Below are 16,581 nucleotides of genomic sequence, written 5' to 3' on the forward strand. Positions count from 1 at the left end.
CCTAGTCGCCCGCGTTGCGGGGGTTGTCGCCGGTCACCGGGTCATCGGAGATGTCGTCGACGATGAAGTGGTCCTCGGGATCGTCGTCGAGGTCGTCGTAGCTCCGGGGGCGGGCCTCTTGGACGGTTTCCTGCATATCGTCGTATTCGACGTACCTGTCGACGTACTCGGCGGGCGCGGCTTCGGTGACCTCGGGCTCATCCGTCGCGGGCTCGTCGGCCGACCATGACACGAGCGGCTGGTCAGGTTCGAGCTCAGGTTCTGGATCCACGTCGACGTACTCGAGCTCGGCGTCCTCGGCTTCTTCTTCCGCCTCGGGTTCAGGTTCAGGTTCAGGTTGTGGCTCGGCAACCGGCTCGGGCGCCGCGACCGGCCGAGGTTTGCGCGTCAGGCCGCCGGACATTGCGACCGTCAGCCCGCCGATGCCTGCGAACCACAGGAACGCGGCCGGCGCGAACGTCGCCTGGTCCACCCCGACATCGCCGAAATTGCCCAGCCGCCCGCCACCTGCGTAGCCGAGCAGAGCCATCGTCAGCGCTGCCAGCATCGAGGCCACCAGCAACTTGCCGGTGGCAGGCCCGATCGGCAGCGGACGCCGCGCACACTGCTGGCCCAACGCGACCGCCGACGCCGCCCCCACGATCAGCAGCGCCACCCAGATCGGCCCCAACGGCGGCGTGGGCACCGCGGCCAGCACCGGCACCGCGGGGATGTCACCGCCGAACACGGTGAATGAGCTGAAGGCGGCCAGCCCGACATGGGCACTGGATCCGACCGCGATCGCCGACGCGCCGACGATCACATTCGGGATGTAGAGGATCGACAACAAGGTCAGACTGAGCTGGCCGAACACGCTGTCGGTGATCGCGAACAGGTCGTGCATCGTCGACCAGTGCACCACCAGCGATACGCCCGTCACCACCCCGGAAAGCCCGAAAAGGGCCAGCACGCCGGCGATCGCAGCCCGCAACGCCTCGGGCAGCCAGGTCGGCAGTGGGGAGGCGGCCCGAGACGTGGTCAAAGCGCGTGGCCCGACCTTCGATCCCACGCCGATGAGCGCACCGATGGCATGCACGACCAGCACGCTGAAGAACGCGCGCAGGGCGCTGGGAGTCTGGAGTTCGCTGATCACCGAAGCGGCGTCATGGATGACGGCCAACAGGATGGCGGCGATCAGGATCGGGCCGCCCAGGGCTGAGCCGACCACCCATCGGGTGACGAGCCAGGAAGAATTGGGGGCGGTGGCCGCTGCCGTGGTGCGCGCAGTGCCCCAGATCATCGCCAGGACGGGCAGCAGGGGCATCACCCCGAGCTCACGCCCGCCGATCGACACCGGCACCTGATGCACGCCCAGCCACATGCTGGCGATCGCACCGAATGCACCGGTCATGTCGCTGTTGGCGATCAGCAGCTGCAACAGCACAACCGCGGCGATGACCACCAACGCGACAACCGACGGCCCGAACGCGACCCGGAGCAACTCACGTGCCTGGCGGGTGCCGACTGGCCGGTTACTCACTTGCTGGGCTGCTCCTCGCAATGATCGGCGCGTGCGCGGGAAGCGCACGCGCCGATCAGCTTACGACGACGCAGGGCCAGATTGCTGTGAAGGCGACTGCTGTGCCTGCTGCTCGGCCGGGAAGGCAGTGGTGGGCGCCGACGAACCCGACTGCTGTTGCTGCTGCGGCTGGCCGTAGGTGGGGTAGCCGGTCGGAGGGGTCGGCGGGCCGCTCGGCTGCTGCCCTTGCTGACCCTGCGCAGCCTGCTGGCCCTGCGGCGCCTGAACGGGAAAGCCACCGGTGTTCGGAGCGCCGGAGTAACCACCGTACTGCGCCGGGTATCCGGGGCGCTGAGCCTGCTGGTAGGGCTGAGGCTGGTGCTGCTGACCGTAGTACTGCGACGGGCCCCCGTACTGGCCGTAGTGGGGCTGCTGATCGAACTGCGGCTTCGGCGCGGGCGGCGTGATGACGCCCGCCTCGAACAGGAGAGCGGTAATCGCGGCACCGGCCTGCACCAGAACCAGGACGAGGATGGCGTAGAAACCCCAGTCGAGCACGGCGCTCAACTCAATCGTGAAGTAGATCGCCGACAGCAAGGAGAACGTCGAGATGACCGCGGCGATTGCGGTCCAGTTCTTCTGCTTGGGCAGCAGCGAGACACCGGCCACCAGCCCGGCCAGCACCGCGGCGTCGATCGTCCAGCCCGTCAGGTCTCCGTTGGAGACGACCTGTCCACCACCGGCGAGTCCGCTCAAGTCCAGCAGCGGGCCGAACCTCAACAGGTAGACGAGCAGGCCGGCAACGGCTACGACGGCCAGCAGGATCTCGGGCAACTTGTTCTCGCCGGGTTCCGCACCGGCCGGTGCGGCGGGCACAGGAGCGGGGGCAGCCTTGGCGAACTGCTGAGTTGCGTCGAACTGCGAACCCGACTGCGGCGGGTATCCGGGATTACTGGGCGGGTAGGTCATGACCTCTCCTGTGCTATCGAGCTTCGCGACGTGTGTTCACGCAGGCATGAATACCGACCACGTGAGCGATTCGAGCTTCCACGCTAGCGCACCCAACCGGGTGCGGGACGCTCGTGTTTGATGTCGGGCAGGTCTCAAGCTGATACCAGCACAGGTGCGTCTGCGGAATCCGTTTCGGCGGACTCGATTTCGCGGACGAGCGGCAGCACCTTGGCGCCGAAGTACTCGATTTCCTCTTGGAAATGTAGGAACCCGCCCAGGATGAGGTCCACGCCACGTTTGCGGTATGCGGCAATGCGTTCGGCGATCTGTTCAGGCGTTCCGATCAGCTGTGTGCGGAAGCCGTCGTTGTACTGCACGAGGTCCTCGAAGCTGGAGTCTGCCCACATGCCCTTCCGGTCCCCGGTGGAGTTACCTGCCTGTTGGACTGCACTGCGGAAGCCTTCGACGGCAGGCTTGTTGGCCTTGGCGACAATCTCGCGCAGGATTTCCTTTGCTTCTTTCTCCGTGTCGCGGGCGATGATGAAGCCGTTCAGCCCCACCTTCACCTCACGGCCGGCGCTGCGGGCGTGGTCGCGCACCTCGATGACCTGTTCGGTGATGCCGTCGAAGTCTTTGCCGTTGGAGAAGTACCAGTCCGCGTAGTTTCCGCCGTTGCGCCGCGCCGCCGTCGAGTTGCCGCCCTGGAACAGCTCGGGGTTGGGGCGTTCCGGCGTGTTGAGCGGCTTGGGCTTGAGGGTGAAGTCGTGGATCCGGTAGAAGTCGCCGCGGAAATCCACGTCGTCCTCGGTCCATATCTTGCGCAGCACCTGCAGGAACTCGGCGCTGCGCCGGTAGCGCTCGTCATGTTCGAGCCAGGGCTCGCCCAGGTGGGTGAACTCGTCTTTGAACCAGCCGGAGACGACGTTGACGGCAAAGCGGCCATTGCTGAGATGGTCGGCGGTGGCCCCGAGCTTGGCCAGCACCGCCGGCTGCCACAGGCCGGGATGGATCGCGGCGATGACTTTGAGCCGTTCGGTGGCCAGCAACAGCGCGAGGCTGAAACTCGTCGACTCGTGCTGATACTCGGCACCGTAACTGGCCTCATAGCGAACCTGGCTCAGCGCGTACTCGAAGCCGTTGTTCTCGGCGGTCTGCGCGAGCTTCTTGTTGTACTCGTAGTTCCAGTCGGTGCGCTGCTCGATGTCGCTGGTGACCAGGCCGCCGCTGACATTGGGCACCCAGTAGGCGAACTTGACGTGGTCGGCGATGCGTTCAGTCGTCATGTCGGAGATCCCAGCAAACGTGTGGACGCCCGTCGCGGGTATCGCTCGCGGTGAAGTTTTCTTTCCCCTTTCCCCGTCCGGACACGTCCAACGAGACGGACCGTCTTGCTACTCGGACTGAAACACGTTCTAATTCTGGTCATGGACTATGGGCTTGTTCTCTTCACCAGTGACCGCGGCATCGCCCCGGCCAAGGCCGCCAAGCTGGCCGACGATCACGGCTTCACCACGTTCTACGTGCCCGAGCACACCCATATCCCGATCAAGCGCGAGGCCGCACACCCCACCACCGGTGACGAGTCACTGCCCGACGACCGCTACATGCGCACCCTCGATCCCTGGGTGTCGCTGGGCACCGCCTGCGCGGTCACCTCACGGGTGCGGCTGTCGACGGCCGTCGCACTGCCCGTCGAGCACGACCCGATCACCCTGGCCAAGTCCATCGCAACCTTGGACCATCTGTCGGGCGGCAGGGTCAGCTTGGGCGTCGGATTCGGTTGGAACACCGACGAACTCGCCGATCACAACGTGCCCCCGGGCCGGCGCCGCACCATGCTGCGCGAATACCTGGAAGCCATGCGTGCGCTGTGGACCGAGGAAGAGGCCTCCTACGAAGGCGAATTCGTGAACTTCGGGCCGTCGTGGGCCTGGCCCAAGCCCGTGCAGTCCCACATCCCCGTGTTGGTCGGCGCCGCCGGCACCGAGAAGAACTTCAAGTGGATCTCCAAGTCCGCTGACGGCTGGATCACCACGCCCCGCGACTTCGACATTGATGAGCCCGTCAAGCTGCTGCAGGACACCTGGGCCGCGGCCGGACGCGACGGTGCACCCCAGATCGTCGCGCTGGATTTCAAGCCCGACCCCGACAAGCTCGCGCACTGGCGCGAACTGGGCGTCACCGAGGTGCTGTTCGGCCTGCCGGACAAGTCCGAGGCCGAGGTGTCGGCGTACGTCGAGCGGCTCGCCGGCAAGTTGGCGTCGCTGGTCTGATCGCGGCCGGTGCGCACCGAGAGCTACGCCAGGGTCGTACTAGCTCGACGGGAACGACCCTGGCCGTAGATCTCGCGGTCGATCCGGAACGCCATAGCTGATTCAAATACGGCACAGAAGCTGGGCATAGCCTGAAGTAGCAGGCTCGGGCAGGTGAAGCACCACATCGAAGAACACGACCTCGGTCTGACCCACGACATCGCGGTGATCTCCCGCCGACGCGCACTACGGATGCTGGGTGCCGGCCTCGGTGTGGGCGCGACAGCCATCGCGGCCGGGTGCAGCTCGCGTTCTGCGGACCCGGCGCAAGACTCGGTGGCCAGCACCACGGTGGTCCAGGCAGCGCCGCAGGAAACCCAGGGCCCCTACCCCGGCGACGGCTCCAACGGGCCCAACGTGCTGATCGAATCCGGCATCGTGCGTCACGACATCACATCCAGCTTCGGGTCTTACAGCGGTACCGCACAAGGAGTTCCGGTGACGTTGTCCATGACGATGCAGGACCTGGTCAAGGACGGCGCCGCCGGGACCGGCATGGCCGTCTACGTATGGCAGTGCGATCGCGAGGGCCGGTATTCGCTGTACTCCGAAGGGGCCACCGAGCAGAACTATCTGCGCGGTGTACAGGTGGCCGACGACAACGGGCGCGTGACGTTCCAGACGATCTTCCCGGCCTGCTATCCGGGACGCTGGCCCCACATTCACTTCGAGGTTTTCGACTCACTCGAGACAGCCGTCGCCGGCTCGGATGCCCGGCTGACGTCTCAGATTGCGCTGCCGGCCGAGACGTGCTCGGCCGTGTTCGACTACGACGACGGTTACGCCGAGAGCATCGCGAACATCGCGCAGCTGTCTTTGGACACCGACGGAGTCTTCGGCGACGGCTGGGACGCCGAGCTGGCCAGCGTCACTGGTTCGCCGCAGACGGGTATGGACGTCGCCATCACCATCGGCGTAGCGGATCGCGAATCAAACATTGCCCAGGACACCGGATTCGGCCGGCCCGCGGTGCCACCTCCAGGTGGGCCGGCTGGACCACCTCCGCGCTGAGAGCCTCAGCCGGGCGCGGTCGCCACTACGCCAGCGTCGCGGTATTCCGCTTCTCGCCGGACTGCACCACGATCGACGCGCCCAATGGCTCGCCGTCGGTGAGCAGTTCCAGCAGCGCCTCGTCGGTGGTCGTCGCAAAGAAACGGCTGCCGTCGGAATCCAGACGGCCGATGACAATGCCGGTTCGCGGTGTCCAGTCGTAGCGGACCGTATATGTCTCGACAGTGGCCGGCCCGTCAGCTTTTTCGGTGATCGCGATGCGCTCTTGGGTGTTGAACTCGTCCTGCAACGCGGCGCTGTTGTCGGCCAGCCAATCGGCGGGCTCGGTCGAGTAGATGCCGACCGAGTACTTGCTCGCGATGCCGCCATTTCCGCCGACAAGTGCGAATTGTCCTGGCTTGTCCCTCATTTCATTGACAGCCTCGGCGATACCGTGCATCGAGTAATTGTTGCCCGGCCTCCCGAAGAACGGCAGACCACCGGTGAGGGTCAGGCCGCGTTCGTCGTCGGTGGCCAAGCCGGTGCCGTCGCAGATGTTGAACACCGGGAACGGGAAGCAGCTGTACAGGTCGAACGCCGCGACGTCGTCGAGAGTGATGCCCGCGACCCGCAGCGCCTCGCTCACCGCGATCACGGCAGCATCGCTGTAGCCGAGTTCAGCCCGCTCCAGCAGCTTGATCTCTTTCATGTCGGCATGCCCACGTAGATACACCCACTTCTCCTCGGGCACACCGAGTTTCCGGGCAGACTCAACCGACATCAGCAGTACCGCCGCACCCTGGTTGACCTGATCGCGCGCCACCATCAGGCGCGGGTACGGATCACAGATCATCCGATTGCTCTCGGTAACCGTGGCCAGTTCCTCGGCCGAACGCTCCGCCGGAGACGACGAATACGGGTTCTTGGCTGCCACTTTGGAGAACGGCGCGAATAGCTCGGCCATCGCCTGTCGATACTCGGCAACGGACAGTTTCTGCCGCGCCCGGCGGGCGTTCTCCAGCAGGCCGTACTGCACCGGAGCGCCGATCAGCCCGTGCTTGACGGTGTACTCGTCGAAGATGCCGTCGTACCCATAGCCGCGGTCCTCGAACTGACCGTCGATGGATTCGGAGTGATCCGGCTTGTCGTCGCGCTTGGAGAAGTGCCGCAGCGTGGAGGTGTTCTCCGAGCCGAACAGCAACACCACCTGGGCCTCGCCGGCCGCGATGGCCGCAGAAAACTCGGTGACGAGATGCTGGGGGCTCTGACCGCCGATCACTTCGAGGATCGCGCGGGCCGGCTCGGCGCCGACGTTGCGCGCCACCGAACGCGGGTAGTTGTTGGATACGCCCAGGGTCGCCGACTGCGGGCCGGAGATCTCGAACTGCCGCGTGCCCGCCACGGTATCGATGGCCTGCGCCACGGCGGCGGTATCGGCGCCGGTGTCGTGCAGGGCCGCCTTGGCCGCCTCCGTGGCCAGCTCGACCGAGGACATACCGCGATATCCCTCGAGGTCGATGCGTTCGGTGAACTGTCCGACGCCGACGATGACGGGGGTGCGCGGATCGACCATGACAATCTCCTTGACGGATGTTAATTCGTGAGGCTAACCGATCGGGGTTTGGCGAGGGAAATCGGTGCATATCGCCCTCATCAGCGGCCGCCTAGCACCACGGTTTCGTGGTCTCACCCCGCGGGAGCCGGGGTCCTAGTGGTGAATGCGCCGCCGTTTCCTACTGCAGGGTCGCCCAGAGCGTGGCGCCGCGACCCTGGTGCAGAAAACGGCGCGCCGACGATAAACGCCCAATCTGACGTACATTTATATTGACGTACATCAACCTAGACGTAGAATTGCTTCATGACCTGGCCGGTCCGCCCAATGTCCCTGGTCGTGGGCGGTATCGTGCCGCCGGCGAACGTCGTCGGCCGGGTCCGCGAGGAGCAGGAGATCCTCGCCAGCCTGCCCGACGGCGGAGCCGCCCTGGTCGGGGACCGACGGCACGGCAAGACATCGCTGGCACGCCTCGTCGCGCATACCGCCCGCCAGCAGGGGCTGACGGTGGTGTCGGTCAGCGCGGAACGCCAGACCTATGCCGAGTTCGTCACCGCACTGGCCGGCGAGCTCGGCCGCATCGACAACGCACTGCGCCAGGAGGTGGAACGCTGGAAGGTCGCCTTCGTCACCGGACCGGTCCGCTTCGAGCGCACCCGGGCCGAGGCCGCCCTCGACGATCTGCTGCAGCGTGCGGTCGCCCGTGCCGAGCGCGGACCGCTGGTGCTGTTCATCGACGAGGTCACCGTGCTGGCCCGCAACTTGGAACGGGAAAACCCCGGCGGCGGTGACGCATTCCTGCATCTGCTGCGACGATTCAGACAGGATCACACCGGTCGCCTCGCCACGGTGCTTTCGGGATCGATTGGCTTTCACCATGTTTCAGAAGACGCGCTGAGCTCCGTGAATGACATCCGCAAAGTCACCGTCGGACCGATCCGCCATGACCACGCCACCTATCTGGCCGAATGCCTGCTACTGGGTGCGCAGGCCGCCACCACCGATCGGCACCTGGTCGCCGAATCCATTGCGACCGCAGCCGAAAACGTGCCGTACTACATCCAGCATCTGGTCGCTGCCTCCATGCAGGCGGTGCCGACGCGTCCCGACCAGATACCCGCATTGCTGCGTGCCGCCATCATCGACCCGCACGACCCGTGGGACCTGCGGCACTACCGGGACCGGTTGCGCAACTACTACGGGGACGACGCCGCAGCCATCGCCAATCTGCTCGACATCTACGCGCACGCCCCGCATCCGTTGAGCGTCGACGCCGCAGCGCACCTCCTCCAGTCCGAGGGCTCCCCGATCCACGACCGCGACCAACTGGTGTCGTTCATCGAACGCCTCGAACAAGATCACTATCTGCGCCGGGCCGGCGACGACGATTGCTTCGCATCGGGTTTGGTGCAATCGGCGTGGCTGGCCATGAGGCGATGAGCGATGAGCATTCCGCTGTTCTCCCCGGCGGCAGTCGATCCCGACGAGCTCGACGCCCACACCGTCGGACGGGCGGCCCTGCTGTCGCGGCTGACCGACCGGATCACCGGCGCGGTCCGCGACGGCTCGCGTCCGCACACGCTGCTGCTCGGACCACATGGCAGCGGTAAGACACACACGCTGCACCTCGTGTTGTACCGCGCACTCTCGGACCGCGAAACAGCGAAACGCACACTGCCACTGATCCTTCCGGAAGACTCCCTGGCCATCGGCAGCTACGGCGATCTTCTGGTCGAGCTCATCCGGCCACACCACCCCAATGCGTCGGACCTGCGCAACGACGTGGTCGCGCTGGAGCGGGCCATTCTCGACCACGCCGACGGCCGGATGATCCTGGTGGCCGCCGAAAACCTGGACCGGGTTTTCGCCGCCATCGGCACAGCCGGCCAGGGCAGCCTGCGAGCGTGGGTCGAAACATCGACAGCCGTCACACTTTTCGCGACCGCACCCGCCCTGTTCCGGACTGTCGCGTCGCGCTCACATCCGTGGTATGGCTCGTTCATCGTCGAGGAGTTGCCGGCCCTGACGGCCAGCGAGGGCGGCGAGATCGTCGCTCGCGCCAACGAGGAGTTGTCTGCCTACGTCCGCTCCCCCGAAGGTCAACACCGGATCGCCGCCATCGACCGACTCATCAGCGGTTCCCCACGGTTGTGGCACATCATCGCCGACACCGCCGACGTCCCTGCGCTGCAGGCGTTGACGCCGGTGGTGGCCGCGCTGATGGACCGGATCGCGCCGTCGTATCAGCAGCGGCTCTGGCAGTTGCCGACCGGCGAGCAACGCCTGGTAGTCGAACTCGCGCGCGGCGACGGTTCCCGCACCGTGTCCGATCTCGCTGCAGCCGTGGGGGTTTCGAACCAGACTGCGTCGGCCGCCCTGGGCCGGCTCGCCAACACCCGGTGGGTGGTAGCTGCGAAATCGGAAGCCGACCGCCGCGTCACCTACTACGACCTGGACGACCCCCTGCTGCGCCACGTCGTACGGTACCGCGAGCGAGGCATCGTTCCCACGCCTTGACGAGGCTGTCACTTAGTGACACATTGGAGCTGTCACTAAGTGACAGGGAGGTGAGGGTAATCAGCGAACGGCAGGACCAGGCGCGTCTGGAGGTGTCACGACACGCCTGCAAGCTGTTCTGGGAGCGCGGCGTCGCCGGCACCAGCGGTGACGACATCGCCTCGGCAGCAGGGCTTTCCACTCGCACCATCTGGCGCTATTTCCGCGCCAAGGAAAGTTGCGTCGAACCGGTGCTGGCCAAATCCGCGGACCGATTCATCGACATCCTCAACCGGTGGACGCACGGGCTGTCATTGGCTGAACACCTTGCCGCCGACGGCATTTCACATCCGTTGACACCACAGGACGTCGAGGACGAGATCAGCGCGATGCGCATCGCCACCATGACTTCGTCCGAGCCCGCTCTGCGGACCTCGTATTTGATGGTGCACGACCGGATGGAGCAGGGCTTCATCCCGGTGATCGCCGACCGGTTGCACCTGCCCGCCGACGACCTCACCGTGCGCCTGTGCGCTGCGGCCGTCACCGGCGCGTTCCGCGTCGTCGACGAAGACGTCAGCCTGGCGGTGATCGTCGAGGGCAGGAAAGTCACCGAAGAACAAGCGCTCGCGCTCATCGACCGCGCGATCCGCGATGCCACCAACGGGCGGCTCGGCGGACCCGTCACCTCCTGAACGGCCGAAAGAGCTTGCCCGCAAACCCGAAAGGATCGCAATGGCGTTACCCGAGCTGATCTCGGTAGAGGAGTTCTTCAGCCCGCCCGAGCGCACAGCCGCCAGAATCTCACCGGACGGCACCAAGATCGCCTACCTGGCGCCGTGGAAGAACCGCCTCAACGTGTGGGTCGAGGATCTCGACGGGGACGCCCCGCCACGCTGTGTCACCGCCGACGAGACCCGCAGCGTCTACATCTACCACTGGACCGACAACCCCCGATGGCTGCTCTACCTGCAGGACAGCGGCGGTGACGAGAACTGGCACGTCTTCCGCGTCGACCTGGACAACCCGGACGCCGCGGCAGTCGACCTCACCCCGTTCCCCGGCACCCGAACCGTACTGGAGCTACCCAAGGGCCGCCCCGGCAAGGCCGTCATCCAGATCAACAACCGCACACCGGAACTGTTCGACGTGTACGAACTCGACATCGCCACCGGCGAGCTCGCGCTGCTCGCCCAGAATCCGGGCAACGTGGTCAGCTGGCTGTCCAGCCGGACCGGCGAACTGTTCAGCTCGACCCTAACGGCTGAGGGCGATGTCGAGGTGTCGCAATGGGATCCGGAGACCAACAATCTGCGGACCATCACCACCTTCGACGGAACCGACTATCCGCTGGGCATCTACCCGATCATCGTCACGCCCGATGGCACCGGTATCTGGTTGGGCGCCAACACTGGCACCGACCGGACCCGTCTGGTCGGCATCGACGTCGCCACGGGCGCGGAGACGGAGGTGGACAGTCACCCGACCTACGATCTGGCCGCCCAGATGGTGTTGCCGTCACCGCTGATCCTCAGTGAGAGCACCGGCGAACTGCTCGGTGCCCGCTACTACGGCGACCGGCAGGTCATTCACGCCCTCGACCCGAATTTCGCTGCGGTGCTGGAGAATCTGACCAAACTGTCCGACGGCGACCTCGGTGGCGTCTCCTCTGACGACAGCGGGCGGCGTTGGGTGGTCAACTTCAGCCACGACCGCGATCCGTGGGTCACCTACTTCTACGACCACGCCACCGGCGAGAGCCGGCTGCTGTTCCGGCCATATCCGAATCTGAATTCAGATTCATTGGCACCGATGACGCCGGTAACCATCACCGCGCGCGACGGACTGGAGCTGCACGCGTACCAGACGCTGCCCGTCGGGGTCGAGCCCACCGACCTGCCGCTGGTGCTGCTGGTACACGGCGGTCCGTGGTCGCGGGATTGCTGGGGCTTTCAGCCCGACGTTCAGATGCTGGCAAACCGCGGATATGCGGTGCTGCAGGTCAACTTTCGCGGCTCGACCGGCTACGGCAAGGCCTTCACCAAGGCCGCGATCGGTGAATTCGCCGGCAAGATGCACGACGACCTGATCGACGCGGTGGACTGGGCCGTCAAACAGGGCTATGCCGACCGCGACAAGGTGGCGATCTTCGGTGGCTCCTACGGGGGATACGCCGCGTTGGTCGGCGTGACGTTCACCCCGGACGTATTTGCCGCGGCCATTGACTACGTGGGCATCTCGAACCTGGCCAACTTCATGCGCACGCTACCGAACGTGGCACGGCCGTTCCTGGCCACCAACTGGCACCTGTACGTGGGGGATCACAACGACCCGGTGCAAGAGGCCGACATGCTGGCCCGCTCCCCCATCACGCGCGTCGATCAGATCCGCACTCCACTGCTGGTGGTCCAGGGCGCCAACGACTCTCGCGTGGTCCAGGCCGAATCAGACAACCTGGTCGAAGCCCTGCGCGAGCGTGGTGTCGAGGTCGAATACCTGGTGAAGGAGGACGAGGGGCACGGATTCCTCAACCCGGACAACCAGATTGACATGTATCACGCGGTCGAGCGGTTCCTCGCCGAGCATCTGGGCGGTCGCGTGTAACTGCCCACCAGACGCAAAACCGCACCTTCTCGCCTGAAAAGGTGCGGTTTTGCGTCTTCTCGCGGGAACTAGCTGAGCAGCTCGCGAGCCAGCTTGGCGGTCTCGGACGGTGTCTTGCCGACCTTCACGCCGGCGGCCTCCAGGGCCTCCTTCTTGGCCGCGGCGGTGCCCGACGAGCCCGACACGATGGCGCCGGCGTGGCCCATGGTCTTGCCCTCCGGAGCCGTGAAGCCCGCGACGTAGCCGACGACCGGCTTGGTGACATTGGCCTTGATGTAGTCGGCGGCACGCTCTTCGGCGTCGCCACCGATCTCACCGATCATCACGATGACCTTGGTCTCGGGGTCCTTCTCGAACGCCTCGATGGCGTCGATGTGGGTGGTGCCGATGACCGGGTCGCCGCCGATGCCGATGGCGGTGGAGAAGCCGAAATCGCGCAGCTCATACATCATCTGGTAGGTCAGCGTGCCCGACTTCGACACCAGGCCGATCGGGCCCTTGCCGGTGATGTTGTTCGGCGTGATGCCGACCAGCGACTCACCGGGGGTGATGATGCCCGGGCAGTTGGGGCCGATGATCCGGGTCTTCTTGCCCTTCTCGACGTTGTAGGCCCACGCATAGGCGCTGTCCTGCACCGGGATCCCCTCGGTGATGACCACCAGCAGCGGGATCTCGGCGTCGATGGCCTCGATGATCGCGTCCTTGGAGAAGGCCGGCGGCACGAAGGCGATCGACACGTCGGCGCCGGTCTCCTTCATGGCCTCGGCCACCGATGCGAACACCGGGAGTTGGATTGCCGCACCATCTTTGTCCACGTGCTCGACCTTGGTGCCGGCCTTGCGCGCGTTGACGCCACCGACGATCTGGGTGCCGGCCTTGAGCATCAGGGCGGTGTGCTTGGTGCCCTCACCGCCGGTGATGCCCTGGACGATGACCTTGGAATCCTTGTTCAGGAAGATAGACATTCTGGTTGGCTCCCTTACTTATTCGCCAGCTCGGCGGCCTTGTCGGCACCGGCGTCCATGGTGTCGGCCTGGATCACCAGCGGGTGGTTGGCCTCGGCCAGGATGCGACGGCCCTCTTCGACGTTGTTGCCGTCCAGGCGGACGACCAGCGGCTTGTTGGCCTCGTCACCGAGGATCTGCAGCGCCTGCACGATGCCGTTGGCCACCGCGTCACACGCGGTGATGCCGCCGAACACGTTGACGAACACGCTCTTGACCTGGCTGTCGTTCAGGATGACGTCCAGACCCGCGGCCATCACGGATGCCGATGCGCCGCCGCCGATGTCGAGGAAGTTGGCCGGCTTCACGCCGCCGTGCTTCTCACCGGCGTAGGCGACCACGTCCAGCGTCGACATGACCAGACCGGCACCGTTACCGATGATGCCGACCGCGCCGTCGAGCTTGACGTAGTTGAGGTCGTTCTCCTTGGCCTTGAGCTCGAGGGGATCGGTGGCGTCCTTGTCCTCGAACTCGGCGTGGCCGGGCTGACGGAAGTCGGCGTTGGCATCGAGGGTGACCTTGCCGTCCAGCGCCAGGATCTGGTCGTCGGGCGTGCGCACCAGCGGGTTGACCTCAACCAGGGTGGCGTCCTCCTTGACGAACACCTCCCACAGCTTCTGGATGGTGACCGCTGCGGCGTCGAGCACCTCGGCGGGCAGGTGACCCTGCTCGGCGATCGACCGGGCGAAGGCAAGGTCGACACCCTTGACCGCGTCGACGGGCACCTTGGCCAGCCGCTCGGGCTTGGTGGCGGCGACTTCCTCGATCTCCACGCCGCCCTCAACCGAGCACATGGCGAGGTAGGTGCGGTTGGCGCGATCGAGCAAGAAGGAGATGTAGTACTCCTCGGCGATGTCGCTCGCTTCGGCCACCAGCAACTTTTTGACGACGTGGCCCTTGATGTCGAGACCGAGGATGTTCTGGGCGTGGGTCAGGGCGTCCTCAGGGGTGGCCGCGTACTTCACGCCGCCGGCCTTGCCGCGGCCGCCGACCTTCACCTGCGCCTTGATCATCACAGGCTTGCCGATTTCGGTGGCGATCGCCTTGGCGTCCTCTGCCGAGTCGGTCACCCGGCCCGGAGTCGTGGGGACGTTGTGCTTGGCGAACAGCTCTTTCGCCTGATATTCGAAGAGATCCATGTGCTTCCTAGATAGGCGTTGTCTGTCTGCTTGGCTTCTAGCGCGCTTCGAAGCTGCCCGGTCCGCTGTACCTGTGACGGGCCCGCAGGCACTTTATCCACGACTCAGTGATGGCTTAGCATCACCTCCGGCTCATGTGGTAGATCTCACCGCCCGCTCGAGGTGATACGGATCACATTCCTACCCGGAATAGACCCATAAGTTGCCACCATCATTGGGATTTGGTTAACGTGCCTCTGGTCCAGATAACGTTCAGGTCACGACGAAGAAGGATTCTCGAGTCTTGCCGCAGCATCGTTCGTCCGCAGCTCCGCGAGGGGTGCCGACGGACGCGCGCCGCCGCCGACCGCGCGTTTCCCCTGATGAGGTGAGCGCCGCCGAGGTCACCGACGTCATCCCCTTCAGCGCTTTCGAGGAGTTCGACGAGCGCGCTGAGGATCACGAATCCGGCGTTATCTATGCCCCGGAACTCGACGATCTAAACGACACCGACGACTTGGTGCCCGTCCGCCTTGCCGTGCCGTCCCGTTTCCGCCCGGATGCAGACGGCGGGCGCAGCTCCCGATACGCGTATCGCGACAGCCACACCGATGTGAGCGACGGCGTCGCCGCGACCGACGTGATCAACCTGTCCGGCCGCCGCGGTGCCCACCGCAAGGAACATGCCGGAGCCGTCAAGAGCCGTCTGATGATCGCCGCCATGGCCGCGGGTGCCACCGCCGCCGGCGCCTACTCCATGGGGAACCCCACCGAGACCCAGGCTGACGACACGATCCTGGCCTCTGAGGGCACCCGGGTCGATGGCGCCTCCGTCACCGGCTCGGTCGACGGCATGCAGATCGTCTCGGTCTCCTCGACCGCCGACACCGCGGTGCATGCCGAGGAGATCACCAAGGCCGCTGCCTTCGCGCAAGAGCGCGCCGAACGCGAGGCCCGGCTGTCCCGCCCCTTGTTCGTGATGCCCACCAAGGGCTACGTGTTCACCTCGAACTACGGCTACCGCTGGGGAGTCCTGCATGCCGGCATCGACCTCGCGAGCCCGATCGGTACCCCGATCGTGGCGGTCTCTGACGGCGTCGTGATCGCCTCGGGCCCCACCGCGGGTTACGGCGCCTGGGTCAAGCTGCGCCACGCCGACGGCACCGTCACCCTGTACGGCCACATCAACACCTGGCTGGTCAGCGAGGGCGACCGGGTGATGGCCGGCGACCAGATCGCCACCGTTGGCAACCGGGGCTATTCCACCGGCCCCCACCTGCATTTCGAGGTTCTGCAGAACGGCACCAGCCGCATCGATCCGGTGCCGTGGCTGAACAAGAGAGGTCTCAGCGTCGGCAGCTATGTTGGCTGAGTGAGCGACGACCGTCAGTCAGCAGCCGATCACCCCGACGAAGACGACGACCGCACCCGCATCATCCGGCGCCAGCCGCAGGACCCGGTTTCCAAACCTGTGCCGGTCGCCGGCGAACCGCACACCAGCATCATCCGGCGCCATCCCACGGGGGCTATCCCCACCGCAGCCGGCGCAGAACCTCAGACCAGCCTGATCTCGGGCACCATCGGCAGCGACGCGCAGACCGGCCTTGTCAGCACCACGAACGACGACGCCAGCACGTCCTACGTGCCGCGGGCCCGGCCGGTGGCCATCCCACGTACCTCGGTGAGCATCAATCCGCGTACGGCGATCGTGGCGGCCACTTTCGCGATCCTCAGCGGTTGGGCCAGCGGCGTCATCGCCACCGACCTGATCGCGGGCTGGTGGCGCACCGACCGATTGTTCTGCGTGGCCGTCGGTTTCCTGGCGGCGATCTCGGCTGCAGCAACCATCGGAGGGCTAATCGCATTGTTGCTGCGACGACGGATGGGCCGGCTGCTGGTCGTCGTCGGCGCGGTCATCGGGCTACTGATCTTCGCCAGTTTGTTCATCGCCGGGGCGAGACTGCATCCCATCGTCTACGCCATGCCGGTGCTTCCGGTTGCCGCCATCGTGTTCACGATGTTGCCCTCGACCCGCCGCTGGAGCTCGAGCCGATAG

At 65.7% G+C, this 16,581-nt stretch carries 14 protein-coding genes; 8 read left to right on the top strand and 6 right to left on the bottom strand.

Annotated elements, in window-relative coordinates:
• Position 1 precedes the first annotated feature (1 nt).
• The 3 genes from BKG60_RS16735 to sfnG all read right to left on the bottom strand — a co-directional run bounded on the left by BKG60_RS16735 (position 2) and on the right by sfnG (position 3,732).
• On the bottom strand, positions 2 to 1,519 hold the full coding sequence (locus BKG60_RS16735) for a cell division protein PerM (protein WP_070944858.1): 1,518 nt from the start codon (positions 1,517 to 1,519) through the stop codon (positions 2 to 4).
• A 60-nt stretch (positions 1,520 to 1,579) separates the two neighbouring features.
• Complete coding sequence (locus tag BKG60_RS16740) at positions 1,580 to 2,467, bottom strand: DUF5336 domain-containing protein (protein ID WP_070189169.1); 888 nt, start codon at positions 2,465 to 2,467, stop codon at positions 1,580 to 1,582.
• Between the two features lie 134 nt (positions 2,468 to 2,601).
• Positions 2,602 to 3,732 (bottom strand): dimethylsulfone monooxygenase SfnG, encoded by a 1,131-nt coding sequence (gene sfnG / locus BKG60_RS16745; RefSeq protein ID WP_070944857.1) that lies wholly within the window; start codon positions 3,730 to 3,732, stop codon positions 2,602 to 2,604.
• Positions 3,733 to 3,873: 141 nt separating this feature from the next.
• Here sfnG and BKG60_RS16750 point away from each other — a divergent pair, with 141 nt between their 5' ends.
• Together BKG60_RS16750 and BKG60_RS16755 are read left to right on the top strand one after the other, a co-directional pair.
• Positions 3,874 to 4,722 (top strand): LLM class F420-dependent oxidoreductase, encoded by an 849-nt coding sequence (locus tag BKG60_RS16750; protein ID WP_070189171.1) that lies wholly within the window; start codon positions 3,874 to 3,876, stop codon positions 4,720 to 4,722.
• 153 nt (positions 4,723 to 4,875) lie between these two features.
• Positions 4,876 to 5,772: a dioxygenase family protein gene (locus BKG60_RS16755; RefSeq protein ID WP_239252151.1), complete on the top strand. Its 897-nt coding sequence runs from the start codon at positions 4,876 to 4,878 to the stop codon at positions 5,770 to 5,772.
• 25 nt (positions 5,773 to 5,797) lie between these two features.
• On the opposite strand, the gene BKG60_RS16760 is transcribed toward BKG60_RS16755, so the two are convergent.
• Positions 5,798 to 7,324 carry an acetyl-CoA acetyltransferase gene (locus BKG60_RS16760; RefSeq protein ID WP_075909785.1) on the bottom strand — a complete coding sequence of 509 codons (1,527 nt, stop codon included), beginning with the start codon at positions 7,322 to 7,324 and terminating at the stop codon, positions 5,798 to 5,800.
• Positions 7,325 to 7,630: 306 nt separating this feature from the next.
• On the opposite strand from BKG60_RS16760, the gene BKG60_RS16765 reads away from it, so the two are divergent.
• The 4 genes from BKG60_RS16765 to BKG60_RS16780 are packed head-to-tail and all read left to right on the top strand — an operon-like array spanning position 7,631 to position 12,403.
• Complete coding sequence (locus BKG60_RS16765; protein ID WP_070944900.1) at positions 7,631 to 8,743, top strand: ATP-binding protein; 1,113 nt, start codon at positions 7,631 to 7,633, stop codon at positions 8,741 to 8,743.
• A 3-nt stretch (positions 8,744 to 8,746) separates the two neighbouring features.
• Positions 8,747 to 9,820 carry a MarR family transcriptional regulator gene (locus BKG60_RS16770; protein WP_070944856.1) on the top strand — a complete coding sequence of 358 codons (1,074 nt, stop codon included), beginning with the start codon at positions 8,747 to 8,749 and terminating at the stop codon, positions 9,818 to 9,820.
• Between the two features lie 59 nt (positions 9,821 to 9,879).
• Positions 9,880 to 10,494 (top strand): TetR/AcrR family transcriptional regulator, encoded by a 615-nt coding sequence (locus BKG60_RS16775; protein WP_120764951.1) that lies wholly within the window; start codon positions 9,880 to 9,882, stop codon positions 10,492 to 10,494.
• Positions 10,495 to 10,534: 40 nt separating this feature from the next.
• Positions 10,535 to 12,403, top strand: coding sequence for a S9 family peptidase (locus BKG60_RS16780; RefSeq protein WP_070944855.1), 1,869 nt, complete (start codon positions 10,535 to 10,537; stop codon positions 12,401 to 12,403).
• A gap of 68 nt (positions 12,404 to 12,471) precedes the next feature.
• Here BKG60_RS16780 and sucD read toward each other — a convergent pair whose 3' ends face one another.
• Entirely contained in the window at positions 12,472 to 13,368 is an 897-nt protein-coding gene (gene sucD / locus BKG60_RS16785) for a succinate--CoA ligase subunit alpha (RefSeq protein ID WP_070944854.1), read from the bottom strand.
• A gap of 14 nt (positions 13,369 to 13,382) precedes the next feature.
• Positions 13,383 to 14,546, bottom strand: a complete 1,164-nt coding sequence (gene sucC, locus BKG60_RS16790; protein WP_070189175.1) for an ADP-forming succinate--CoA ligase subunit beta — start codon at positions 14,544 to 14,546, stop codon at positions 13,383 to 13,385.
• A gap of 283 nt (positions 14,547 to 14,829) precedes the next feature.
• Here sucC and BKG60_RS16795 point away from each other — a divergent pair, with 283 nt between their 5' ends.
• A complete protein-coding gene (locus BKG60_RS16795) occupies positions 14,830 to 15,897 on the top strand; it encodes a M23 family metallopeptidase (RefSeq protein ID WP_070944853.1) in 1,068 nt (355 codons plus the stop codon).
• On the top strand, positions 15,898 to 16,581 hold the full coding sequence (locus BKG60_RS16800) for a hypothetical protein (RefSeq protein ID WP_070944852.1): 684 nt from the start codon (positions 15,898 to 15,900) through the stop codon (positions 16,579 to 16,581). It begins immediately after the preceding gene.

Origin of the sequence: Mycobacterium syngnathidarum, from assembly GCF_001942625.1 — a bacterium.
Taxonomy (GTDB): domain Bacteria; phylum Actinomycetota; class Actinomycetes; order Mycobacteriales; family Mycobacteriaceae; genus Mycobacterium; species Mycobacterium syngnathidarum.

What these genes read in the sequence shown, in the direction of transcription:
- BKG60_RS16740 (WP_070189169.1), bottom strand. Translation starts at nt 2,467, where the DNA reads ATGACCTACCCGCCCAGTAATCCCGGATACCCGCCGCAGTCGGGTTCG.
- sfnG (WP_070944857.1), bottom strand. Translation starts at nt 3,732, where the DNA reads ATGACGACTGAACGCATCGCCGACCACGTCAAGTTCGCCTACTGGGTG.
- BKG60_RS16750 (WP_070189171.1), top strand. Translation starts at nt 3,874, where the DNA reads ATGGACTATGGGCTTGTTCTCTTCACCAGTGACCGCGGCATCGCCCCG.
- BKG60_RS16760 (WP_075909785.1), bottom strand. Translation starts at nt 7,324, where the DNA reads ATGGTCGATCCGCGCACCCCCGTCATCGTCGGCGTCGGACAGTTCACC.
- BKG60_RS16765 (WP_070944900.1), top strand. Translation starts at nt 7,631, where the DNA reads ATGTCCCTGGTCGTGGGCGGTATCGTGCCGCCGGCGAACGTCGTCGGC.
- BKG60_RS16770 (WP_070944856.1), top strand. Translation starts at nt 8,747, where the DNA reads ATGAGCATTCCGCTGTTCTCCCCGGCGGCAGTCGATCCCGACGAGCTC.
- BKG60_RS16780 (WP_070944855.1), top strand. Translation starts at nt 10,535, where the DNA reads ATGGCGTTACCCGAGCTGATCTCGGTAGAGGAGTTCTTCAGCCCGCCC.
- sucD (WP_070944854.1), bottom strand. Translation starts at nt 13,368, where the DNA reads ATGTCTATCTTCCTGAACAAGGATTCCAAGGTCATCGTCCAGGGCATC.
- sucC (WP_070189175.1), bottom strand. Translation starts at nt 14,546, where the DNA reads ATGGATCTCTTCGAATATCAGGCGAAAGAGCTGTTCGCCAAGCACAAC.